The organism is Pseudomonas mendocina (genome assembly GCF_003008615.1).
GTDB lineage: Bacteria > Pseudomonadota > Gammaproteobacteria > Pseudomonadales > Pseudomonadaceae > Aquipseudomonas > Aquipseudomonas mendocina_C.
Window position 1 is genome coordinate 5,590,001 of record NZ_CP027657.1, and the last position, 11,993, is coordinate 5,601,993.

At 65.0% G+C, this 11,993-nt stretch carries 5 protein-coding genes (1 of these 5 cut by a window edge); all 5 read right to left on the reverse strand.

What is annotated here, in order from left to right:
• On the reverse strand, nt 1–1,573 hold the 5' portion of the coding sequence (recD, locus tag C7A17_RS25955) for an exodeoxyribonuclease V subunit alpha (RefSeq protein ID WP_106742312.1). It extends 458 nt beyond the left edge of the window; the window shows 1,573 of its 2,031 coding nt (coding positions 1–1,573); the start codon lies at nt 1,571–1,573; its stop codon lies off the left edge, out of view.
• Nucleotides 1,570–5,199 (reverse strand): exodeoxyribonuclease V subunit beta, encoded by a 3,630-nt coding sequence (gene recB, locus C7A17_RS25960; RefSeq protein ID WP_106742314.1) that lies wholly within the window; start codon nt 5,197–5,199, stop codon nt 1,570–1,572. Before recB ends, recD begins: the two co-directional genes overlap by 4 nt.
• Nucleotides 5,196–8,609, reverse strand: coding sequence for an exodeoxyribonuclease V subunit gamma (gene recC / locus C7A17_RS25965; RefSeq protein WP_106742317.1), 3,414 nt, complete (start codon nt 8,607–8,609; stop codon nt 5,196–5,198). Before recC ends, recB begins: the two co-directional genes overlap by 4 nt.
• 262 nt (nt 8,610–8,871) lie before the next feature.
• Nucleotides 8,872–10,284, reverse strand: coding sequence for an HlyD family type I secretion periplasmic adaptor subunit (locus C7A17_RS25970; protein WP_158704710.1), 1,413 nt, complete (start codon nt 10,282–10,284; stop codon nt 8,872–8,874).
• Entirely contained in the window at nt 10,277–11,956 is a 1,680-nt protein-coding gene (locus tag C7A17_RS25975; protein ID WP_106742322.1) for an ATP-binding cassette domain-containing protein, read from the reverse strand. The genes C7A17_RS25970 and C7A17_RS25975 overlap by 8 nt, the downstream gene beginning before the upstream one ends.
• Between the last annotated feature and the right edge of the window lie 37 nt (nt 11,957–11,993).

The window sequence follows — 11,993 nt, forward strand, 5'->3', positions numbered from 1 at the left end:
GCAGACCGCGCCGCACCAGCGCCTGAGCAATACGTTCATTGAGCGCCTCCACACCCCAGACGCCCTTGCGAACGGCGCAGAGCAACTGGAACTGATCGAATGCCGCCAGAACCCTGCCAGCCCATTCGTCCCAGGCTTGCACACTCGCATCAAGCGCTGGACGCTGCGCCTGCATCACTTGCAGGTAATGAGCATATCCCTGCGGGCGTGACTCGCCACTGCCCTGCCCGTCTATTAGTAGTCGCTCCAGTGCACGATCCAGCTCACCCGACAGACGCAGTACATGCAAGTCGCCCGCACCAACAGCGAGGGTCTCACGGGCTGCCTGCGCATCACCCTGGTTAACTGCCCGCGCTAGACGCCCAATACCCGAGCCACTGCCGAAGCGGCGGGAGTGACGCAGCATGACGATATGCTGTGCCAGCGCCTTGTCACCCATGAGCAGCACGGGATCCTCCAGTCGCTCTCCCGTCTGGCTTTCCAGCCAGGTGCACGTCGCCTCGCTGTAGCCACCGCTTTCCGCCTCTTGGCACAGATCGCCCAATACCGCACCGGCCTCAACCGACGCGAGCTGATCCTTGTCGCCCAGCAGAATCAGGCGGGCATGCGCCGGTAGTGCGTCCAGCAGGCTGGCCATCATCTCCAGATCGATCATCGATGCTTCGTCGACTACCAGCACGTCCAACGGCAAGGGGTTGGCGGCATCGTGACGAAAGTGACGGCTGCCGGGACGACTCCCCAACAAGCGGTGCAGCGTCGTTACCAGCGTCGGAATCTGCTCACGCACCCGCTCGTCCAACGCCAGCGACTGCACTTGCGCGCCGATGGACTCGGTCAGCCGCGCGGCCGCCTTGCCGGTAGGCGCCGCCAGGCTCAGGCGCAGCGGTTCACCGTTGGCCATGGCGGCTTCCTGCAACAGCGCGAGCAGGCGTACCACCGTAGTTGTCTTGCCGGTGCCTGGCCCCCCGGTGATCAGTGTGAAGCGCCCCTGAGCGGCCATGGCGCAGGCCAGCTTCTGCCAGTCGGTCAGGCGCTGGCCGTCCACCATCAGCGGTTCGGGAAAGAGTGAGGCCAGCCGCGTAGCCAGATCGGCCGGTGCTGCAGCGCTCGCCTGCAGACGCTGCGCGATATCGCCTGCCACCTGACGCTCGTAGTTCCAGTAACGCTTCATATATAGACAGGCGCCGCTGAGCACCAACGGCGCCCCCTCTGACTCCAGCAGCGAACTGCCCGCACAGGCCGCCAGCCAGGACTCCAAGCTGAGCCCGGCCAGTACCTGCGACGGCAGGATCATCGCTTCTTGCGCATCCTCGCCTTCCGGCGGCAAAGACAGGGTGAAGTCCGGGCTGGCCAAGGTAGCGGCCAAATCCAGGCAGACATGCCCCTGGCCCAGTTGGTGACTGGCCAGCGCGGCGCCGAGCAGGAGCAGCGGCGAAGCATGCGGATCCAGCTCGGCGAACAGCTGTGCCAGCGCCCGATCCAGCTCGCGCAGCCAGCCACGCTCGCTCCAGTTAGAAAGCAGGACAAAGAGTTCGGCGCGATCACGCAGCGCCGGCGCAAGCGTCGTAGTCATGCTGCGCCCTCCTCTACGTCGCCCATGAACAGCGCATCCAGACGCTCGATCAGTTCACGTGGCGGCCGCGCCAGGTAGGCACCCTGCTGCGGTGCGCGCAGGAACAGGTAGAGCGCGCCACCGACATGCTGGTCGTAGTCGTAATCCGGCAGGCGCAAACGCAGTTGCCGGTGCAGCGCCAGCACGTAGAGCACGTACTGCAGGTCATACCGGTGGCTGGCGATGGCCGTTTCCATCGCCTCGCGGGTGTAGGCGCTGTCATCGCTGCCGAGCCAGTTGGATTTGTAATCCGCCACGTAGTAACGCCCCTGATGTTCGAATACCAGATCGATGAATCCCTTGAACATACCGTTGAGGGTGTCGGCACGCAGCGGCTGCCTGGCGATACCCGGCAGTTCGCACTGCTGTACCCACTGATCCAGCAGCCTGACGTCCACCCCACGCGCTTCGAACCAGAACTCCAGCTCGGGCTGATACTGCGTCAGTTGCGCCAGCACCACGCTATCCGCGCCATCCAGAAGGAGCGGCTGGGTCAGTAGTGCCAGCAGCCAGTCCTGCAACGGGTCGATCCAGCTTTCCAGGCCGCGACGCTGGCAGCGCCTGGCCAGTGCCTCGCGCAGCCTCGGCGGATCCTGCGCCAGGCTGGCGAAGCCTTCCTGCGCCGCCATTTCCAGCAAGCCATGGAGGAAAGTGCCGGGGTTCGGCCCGCGCGGGAAGCGATGCAGCCCCTGAGCAGATGCTGGCAGCGGCGTTAGGGCCAGCAACGGATCCTCATCGTCGATGGCGTTCTGCATCGCCGGGCTGTCGGGCGCAGCATCCTCGTGACGGCTGACCTGGCTGAGCGCGTTCTCGTCCAGACGCAGCGCACTGTAGGAAGCGATCCACCAGTGTTCGGCGGCGCGGCGTACCGGCGTGCGCCAGGACGGCTCGAACCGCTCATCTTCGATCACGCGATAGCGCTGCTCGCTGGCGGCAGGCACCGGCTCAACGGTGCTTTCCTGCCCAGCGGCAAAAGGCGCGAGCCAGTTGGTGAACTCTCCACTGGTGGCCAGCGATACGCCGCCCCCGAGCAGATACCCCAATGCCGATTCATGCAGGCGCGACTTCTTGCCGTTACCGATCTTCAGATCCGCCACGCCCAACCAGCAGGCATGACGGGCACGGGTCAGCGCCACATAAAGCAGGCGCAAATCCTCACCCAGGCGCTCACGTTCAGCACGCTCCAGGCTGCCTTCATCGGGCTTGAGCACCAGCTGGCGACGCTCACCGTCGTGGATCTGCAGCGGCTTCTTGTCATCCACCGGGCGGAATGCACAGATGAACGGCAGGAACACCAGGGGGTACTCCAGGCCCTTGGATTTGTGGATGGTCACCACGCGTACCAATGCCTCGTCGCTCTCCAGGCGCAACACCTGCTCGTCGGCCGCCTGGCCTTCGCCGGCCAGCAGCTCGCCCAGATGACGAATCAGCGCCAGTTCGCCGTCCAGTTCGGCGGCGGCCTGCTGCAGCAGTTCGGCCAGGTGCAACAGGTTGGTCAATACCCGCTCGCCATCGTCACGGCCCATCAGCCGCTGCGGCAGCTCGAAGTCCTGCAGCAACTGGCGTAGCATCGGCAGCACACCCTGGCGCTGCCAGCGCTGACGGTAATCACGGAACTGCATGACCCGACGCTCCCAGGTACGCTCGTCGAGGTTGAGCTGCTCCAGCTCGCTCAATGCCAGCCCCAGCGTCGCGCTGGCCAGCGCTGCGCGCAGCGGGCGATCCTGATCCGGCTCGGCACAGGCGCGCAGCCACAGCAGCAGGTCACGTGCCTCCTGGGCAGCGAACACCGAATCCTTGTCGGAGAGGTAGACACTGCGCACGCCGCGCGCAGCCAGCTCGCCGCGAATGGCCTGTGCTTCATTGAAATCACGTACCAGCACGGCGACATCGCTGGGCCGCAGGGGCGTCAGAGCATTCTCTTTGCTAAAACCAGCCTGCCCGCGCTGCCCCAGATCCAGCAGGCGCACGATCTCGCTCGCCGCACCGGCTGCCATGGCAGCCAGATAGGCACCCTTGGCAACCGGCTCGTCGCTCGCCAATTGCCACACGGTCAGCGCTGGCTGCGCCTGGCCGTCGACACTCCAGACTTCACCTCGACCCTGCGCGCCCACCTCGATAAACGGCAGATCATCGCGCAGCAGGAACGCCCCCTCGCCGCCCTCACGCTGTTCAGCCCGGAGGAAAACGCCATTGACGGCATCGACCATGGTCTGGCTGGAGCGGAAGTTCTTTTCCAGGTTGTAGTGCCGACCGAATGTGGCTCGGCGCGCGCGCAGGTAGGTATGAATGTCGGCGCCACGGAAAGAATAGATGGCCTGTTTGGGGTCGCCGATCATGAACAGACCGCAGTCATCGCGATTGGCTTCGACCTCGTAGAGCGTATCGAAGATGCGGTACTGCAGCGGGTCGGTGTCTTGGAATTCATCGATCATCGCCACCGGAAACTGCCGGCGGATCACCTCGGCCAGGCGCGGGCCATTACTGCCTTGCAGGGCAGCGTCCAGGCGCACCAGCATGTCGTCGAAGCCCATTTCCGCCCGCTGGCGTTTCTCCCAGTCGAAGCGCTGGCGAACCCAGGCCGCCGCGTGGCGCAAAGCCCCGTCAGCAGGATCAGGCAGCGCATCGAGCTGAGACTTGAGTAAAGCCATGGCAGCCAATGCCGGATGATCTGGCGGCTCGCCCTTCCAGACTTCGGCCAGGCCATCGGGGCTCAGGCGCTCGAAGCCCTTGCCGAGATCCAGGCTCGCCGCATCACCCAGCGCCCACTCTTTGAGCTTGCCGAACCAACGCTTGTAGTCAGGCTGCTTGAGCTTGCTGCCATTGAAAGCCTTGGCGTCACGCGCGCCATCAAGCAATAGCTCCAACTCCTCAGCCCAGATCGGCCAAGGCCGCTTCAACATGCTCAACTGTCGATCCCGTTCGGCCAGCACAAGATCAAGCAGCTCACCCAGAGCCTGCGCAGATGCCTCACCTTCCTCGCTCAGCAGCGGCCGTAGCTTAGCCCCCAGCCCTGCGGGCGTGCCCCAGGCGCTTGCCACCCATTGCAGCGCGGCGCCTTGCAGCGGATAGCCGTGCTGCCGCCAGTAATCGCGCACCACCTCGGCCAACAACTCGCTGTGGTCGGTTTCCAGGGTCTGGCTGAACAGACTGCCGCTGTCGAAGGCGTGCTCACGCAGCATGCGCTGACACCAGCCGTGGATGGTGGACACGGCGGCTTCGTCCATCCACTGCGCAGCCAGCTCCAGGCGGCGGGCGCACTCGTCCCACTGCGTTTGCGCGAAATCACCGCGCAACTCACGCAGCAGGTCATCACCCTGGGCATCGCCCCGGAACACCGTCGCGGCCTCGACCAGGCGCGCGCGAATCCGGTCGCGCAACTCGCGCGTGGCGGCATCGGTGAAGGTCACCACCAGAATCTGCGGCGGCAACAGGGGCTCGCGGAACGCGGCTTCGCCGCCATGACCGAGGATCAGCCGCAGGTAGAGCGCGGAAATGGTGAAGGTCTTGCCCGTGCCGGCACTGGCCTCGATCAAACGGCTGCCGTGCAGGGGAAACGTCAGGGCCAGAGGGCGCTGTTGGTTCATGCGGCGTCCTCCTCGAGTGCCTGGGGACGGCTATCGAGCAGCGGCTGGTAAAGCCGCTCACTCCATGCCGGAAACTGACCATCGGCGGTGAGCGCGGCATAGTTCGGGAACTGCCTCGCCAAACTGGCGCTACCCTGGACTTCACCCCTGAGGTTGTAGCCGCCCTCGTAGACGCTGCCAGCCTTGTCCTCGTTGTTGTCCTGCAACCAGGCCAACGAGGTTTTCAGGGCGACCGGCAGAGGCGCCTGCATACCGGCATTCCAGGCTTCTAGCCAGACCGTCAGAACGCGCACGGCATGCTCGGTCGGTACGGGCTCGAACGCCAGACTACGATCCTCGCCGACCAACAAGGTGGTCAGCGGCACACCGCAGGCCGCCGCAATGACATGCAACGCATAGGGCCGCAGCAGGCGATGCCACTTCCAGCTCTTGTCCTTGTGCAGTGCGCCCGGCAGCAGCTCCAGGCGCGCCAGGCTACCATCGACGTTCTGCCGCAGCCCGGCGAGCCAACCATCGAGCTCAACACCGGCTGCGCTGAAGAGCAGGCGCTGTGGGGACTCCATCAGGGTTGGCCAGCACAGGCAGAGCGCCTGGTAGCGTCGTAACTGCGCAGGCAGGGGCTCCAGCAAGGCATTGCGATACTGCTCGCCGAAACCAGCCAGCGGCAGGACACCGCTGCGTTGCAGGCGATCGGCTGCCGCCTTCAGCGCATCGTCGCTGTCCCCGTCACCTGCGACCGCCGCCTTGAGCAAGATCTCCTGCAACTGGTAGCGCTGCAGACCGTCGAGGGCGAATGGCTCACTGTCGAGCTGCGCCTGCTCTTCTTCGTCGAGATACACCTTGAGCCGACGGGTGAAGAAACACTTCACCGGATCACGCAGGAACGACTGCAACAGTTCGGGCGTGAGCTGCTGTCCCTCCTCCCAGGCCGTCAGGGGGGTAACGCTTTCGTCCGCCAAGACCTGGCCATGCAGGGCGGCCCACTCGTGGGCATAACTGAACAGCTGCGCCTGGCCATCGAAGTAGCGGCGGCTGAAAGGTTGCAAGGGGTGCTCGGTGGTCAGTCCATCCAGCAGGTCACCGCCACCGGCCAGCGTCCAGGCACTCGCCAGATGGTCGCGCAGCTGGCCGACCAGCACGGACGGCGGGCGCTCGCTGTTGTCGCGGATACTGCGCCCTACCCAGCTGACATAGAGGCGATCACGCGCCGCCAACAAGGCTTCCAGCAGCAGATAGCGATCATCCTCACGGCGCGAGCGGTCACCGGGACGGTAATCACCGGCCATCAGGTCGAAGTCCAGCGGCGCCTGGCTGCGTGGGTAGTCGCCATCGTTCATGCCCAGCAGGCAGACCTGGCGGAACGGGATCGCGCGCATCGGCATCAGGGTGCAGAAATTCACCGCACCGGCGAGAAAACGCTGGCTCAAACGCCCTTGATCGAGCCCGCCGAGCCATGCTTCGCGCACCACCGGCAGGGTCAGCGCTTCGTCCAGTGTCGCCGCCTCGCACAGCTCCAGCCAGGCCTCCAGCGCATCGAGCAACTGAGTCGTGAGCACGTCTTCGCGGTCGTTCTGCGGCAAGAAGAAGTCGTCGAGCACGCTGCGCAGGCGTTCGCCCCACTGCACCGGCGTGGCCGGCTCGCGCATCTGCTGCAGATGCCGGTCGAGGGCTTCCAGCAGGCGCGTTACCGGGCCGATCAGCACAGCATCGAGCCCGCCGATTTCGTCATAGGGCTCGATACCGGCAAAGGCGTCGGCCGTACCCACTGCGTAGCCCAGCAGCATGCGTCGCAGACCGAAGCGCCAGGTGTTCTGCTCCAGGTTCTCGCCGAGGCCAAGCGACTGCCGCTGTGTCGCGTCCAGCCCCCAGCGCACACCGGCACCCTCCAGCCAGCGGCGCAGGGTGGGCAACTGATCCTCGGCGATGGCGAAGCGCTGACGCAACGCGGCGACATCCAGCAGGTCGAGTATCTCGCTGACGCTGAAGCGGCTTTCCGGCAGGCGCAGCAGGTGCTCCAGCGCGATGACCATCGGTTCCTTGCCGCGCAGCCCCTGGTCAGCCAGGGTGAAGGGAATGAAACGCGGGTCGTCGCTGGCGAACTGGCCGAATACGGCCTGAATATGCGGTGCATAGGCATTGACGTCCGGCACCATGACGATCACGTCGCGCGGCCTTAGCGTGGCGTCCTCGCTGAAGCTGGCCAGCAGTTGGTCGTGCAGCACCTCCACCTCGCGCTGGGCGCTGTGGCCGATATGAAAACGCAGCGAATGATCACGTGCGGGGTCGACCGCAGGCCAGGTGCTGCGCGTTTCCGACAGAGGACGCAGGTCGAGGATATCGTTCTGCAACTGGCCGAGCAGGCTGTCCTCGTCGGCCGGACTGAACAGGTCGATGCGCTCGAACTGCTCGCGGTAGCGCTGCGGCTCGTCGTACTGATCCAGCAGGTTGATGTAGTCACGCCCCTGCTTGCCCCAGGCGGCGAGCAACGGCTGCCCGTGCTGGTGCATGTCCTCCTGCTCGAACAGGCCGATCTGGGCGCCTGGTTTGCCCTTGCGTTGCTGACGGCGGTATTCGTGGCGCAACAGATCCTTGTCTTCGACGATATCGCCCCAGTGGTGCTGACAGGGGTTGTGCACGTAAAGCATGACCTGGCTGAAGCGCGCCATGGCCGCCAACGCCTCCAGCACCTGGGCCGGCAACGAGGAAATGCCAAAGACGGTGATGCGCCTAGGCAGTCCGGATGGCGGCGCATCCAGCTCGCCCATGCGCGCGACGAAACGCGGATGCACGCCGGCGCGGCTCTCTGCCAGGTGCTGCTCACCAACATCTGCCAGCAAGGCACGCCACAACGCGGGTTGCCAGCGCGAGTCGCCCTCTAGCAGCCGCTCGCCACCGCGTGAGGTGCGCAAACGATCATGCCCGGCGGCCCAGTCCGCCAGCCAGTCGGCACGATAGACCTGGTATTGGTCGAACAGATCGGCCAGGCGCTCGGCCAGTTGGTGGCGCTTGCGCAAGTCCTGGTCATCGGCGAGGAAGCGGCGCAACGGTGCGAACGTCTCCTCGGACAGCAGGCCCGGCAACAGCCGCATCAGGCGCCAGGTCAGCGGCGCCTTGTCCAGCGGCGACTGCTGCGGAATCGCGTCCTTGCCCAACACATTGCGGTAGGCCTGCCAGAGAAAGCGCGCCGGCAGATCGACATCCAGCGCCGCAGCGATGCCACAGCCATCACGCTCGGCCAGCGCCAGCTTGAGCCACTGGGCGATGCCATTGCTCTGCACCAGCAACACCTCGTTCTCCAGCGGCCGCAGCGGATAGCGCCGCATCCACTGCACCGCCAGCGCACGCAGCTCTTCGAGGTGGTTGCCGTGAATGACGATAAGGCCGGGGGACAGCTCCGGGCTGGCGGGCATCGACTGACTCCTGTCGAAAATCGAAGCGCAAGTTTGCCAGCATTTGGCGACAAGGTGCGTCATCAATCACAACGCCGCAGCACTCTCGCGTCAGACCAACCCGCTATTAGTGAGCAATACCTGGCCATTGACTCAGGCCGCATCCCGCCCGACCAGAAACGACCTTCAACCGTTCACTGGCCTTACGCAGCGTGTTGAAGACACTTGCGGGACTTACGGCAATGGTTTGCTCCAGAAGCTCCTCGCCGTTCTCCGCCGTCGATCAGGGCTCGCTGAACGAACGATTCATACCGTCGGTAAGCGGGCCGGCGATGTAGTTGAACAGCGAACGCTCGCCAGTGAGGATGGCGACACTCACAGGAACGCCGGGCAGCAAGGGATAACGCGCGCCGGAATGCTCGAAGGCGTCCTGTGCCGGACGGATACGTACGCGGAAGTACGGGATGCGCTGTTCGTCGAGCACCGAGTCCGGGCTGATGTCGACCACTTCGCCATCGATGGGCTGGAAGCCGCGGGCGATGGACGATACCAGCTGGATACGGGCCTGCTGGCCGGGGGTGACCATACCGATGTCGCCGACCGGCAGGCGCGTCTCGATCATCAGCGGTTCGTCCGCCGGCACCAGGGTCATCAGGGTACCGCCGGGCTGGATCACCCCGCCTTCGGTGACCACCTGCAGGGTCATGACCACGCCTTCGATGGGCGAACGCACTACCTGGCGCTCGCGGCTGTCGGAGAACTTCGTCAACCGCTCCTGCAGTTCGGTGATCTGCCGGCGCACTTCGGCCAGCTCCTTCTGCAGTTCCTCGTGGCCGCCCGAATCCAGACTGGTGAGGGCTGCCTGCTCCTGCTTCAGACCTGCGTATACGCGGCCCAGGGAGGCCTCGGTTTCCTGCAGGGTGCCACGCAATTGTTGTTCGTCCTTGAGCAGCTCCAGGTGCTCGTAGCGGTTGGCGAGGCCCTCGGTCATCAGCTTCTGGCTGATGGCGATCTGCTCGCGCAGCAACTTGAGCTTGGAACTGACGTGGCCAATGCGCGCCTTGAGTTCCTTTTCCTCAGCGCGGCGTTGCTGGATTTTCTGCTGCTGCTCCTCGGAGCGGCTGTCCAGGCGACTCTTCTGCGCGATGAACAAGTCGCGGTTGACCTTGATCTGCTCGGGGAAATCCCGCGCCAGCTCTTCGGGCACAGCCATGTCGTCGGCACCGGCCAGTTGCGCTTCCAGACGCAGGGAGCGGATACGCAGCGCAGCCAGCAGCGCCTCGGTCTCGCGCCCTTCAGACATCATGGCGACACGTTCTATTTCCGCCAGTGGCTCACCAGCCGCCACGCGCTGCCCTTCACGCACCAGGATACGGCGCACGATACCGCCCTCCAGGTGCTGCACCAGCTTGGTCTGCCCCAGCGAAGTCACCTCACCGGTGGAATGGCTGGCGATGTCCAGCGGGAAGAACAGCGACCACAGCAGCATCGCACCCAGCATCAGCGCCAGCAGGCGGATGGTCAGGCGGCTGCCCAGCAGTTCGTCGCCTGGCAATGCCGGGTCGGTCTTGCCGGGCAGGAAGAAACCGGCCACCCGACTCAGCAACGGATGGTTCTCGAAGACGCTCAGTATCCGGTCAGCGATGCGACCAAGGCGGCTGGGGGCGTCATTCATCGGCATGCCTTGCTCAGCCATGCTGGACTCCTTCACGTGCCGGTTTACCATCTCGCAGCACACGCGGTACCGGCTTGTGGTTGAGGTCGATCACCGTGTCGGCGGCGCCGAGGATGAACGATTCATTGCTCATCATCACCAGCGTGCGCCCTTCGCGTACCAGGCGGCTGAGCAACGCTGCGATAGCCTTGCAGCCCTCGGCATCGACGCCCTCGGTCGGGTCGTCCAGTACCACCAGCTGGCCACCGCCGAGCACCGCGCGTACCAGCGCCAGACGCCGACGGATACCCAAGGGAATACTGCCGCCACCGTTGCGCACCACAAGACCCAATCCTTCCGCACCACCTTCGACGAAGGCGCCTACCGCCAGCTCCCGGCACAGTTCCAGTACCTTGGCATCAGCGGTTTCCGGCGCCAGGACGCAGAGGTTCTCACGCAGGGTGCCATCGAAGAACTGCGGTTCCTGTGGCAAGTAGGCGACCTGACGACGCCACCACTGCGGATCGGCCTGGCGCAGATCCATGCCATCCACCAACAGATGGCCACGGCTGGGCTCCAGCAGCCCGACCAGCAGGCGCGCCAGAGTCGTCTTGCCACTGCCATTGGCGCCGGTGAATACCAGCACCTTGCCGGCCTCCAACGAATAATCGAAGTGCTCCAACACCGGTACGGCCTGCTTCGGATAACCGAAAGCCATGTCCTCGAAGCGCAGGCTGCCGCGGGTCTGGCCCAGGCGCACACCTTCGGCACGCTCACGCGGGATGGCGCACAACTGCCGCGCCAGCTCCAGTGCACGCTGACCACGACCGATCTGCTCGCCCAGACCGAGGGCGCGGGTCAGTGCCGCCAGGGCCCGGCTGGCGAGAATGTTGCAGCCGATCAACGAACCAATGTCGAGGTTACCGGCCAGCACCTCGCGCGCCCCCAGGCCCATGATCACCATGCTGAGGATCAGGGTGCCAGCGTAGCTGGCGTTCTGCATGGTGTTCTGCAGGCGATTGAGCTGGGCGCGCTGCTCGGCCTGCTCGTCGGCACAGGCGCGCCACTTTTCCTTCAACGCATCGGCCGCGGAAAACGCCCGCACCATTTCCCCGCCAGCAGTGAGGTTGTGCTGGTAACCGGCCATCTGCATGGCGATACGGCTCTGCGCCTCCATCGGCTCACGCAGGCGGCGCTGGGCCAACAGCGACACCAGCGTGACACCGGCCATCACCAGCAGGGCCATAGAGGCCAGGAACGGGCTGAGCATGCCCAGCACCACGACGAAGACGAAAGCGAACGGCGTGTCCAGCAGGGTTACCAGGTTGGGCGCACCGAAGCATTGCTGCACGGTGCTCTGCCCGGAAAGGATTTCCCGCCGCGCCGTATGCGGCAACTGCTCGACCAGGGCGTACTGGCCACGCACGGCGCCTTCGAACAGCGTCTCACCCAACTCCGTATCGGCCCGTGCGCACAGCCATTGCGCCACGCGCAGACGCGCATTGCGCAGCAGCACCTCGAAGCCCACCGCCATGACGGCGCCGAGAGTCAGGGTCACCAGGGTCGCGTCGACACCCAGTGCCAGGTAGCGGTTGAGAACATGGATGCTGTACAACGAGCTGGCCAGACCGAGCAGATTGATCAACAGCGAGGACAACCACAGCTCCAGGCGCAGCCTGGGTTGCAGGGCGATTCGGCGGAAAAACTCGTTCATCGTGACACTCGGAAAGGCCCCCTGCGCGTCGCCGCGC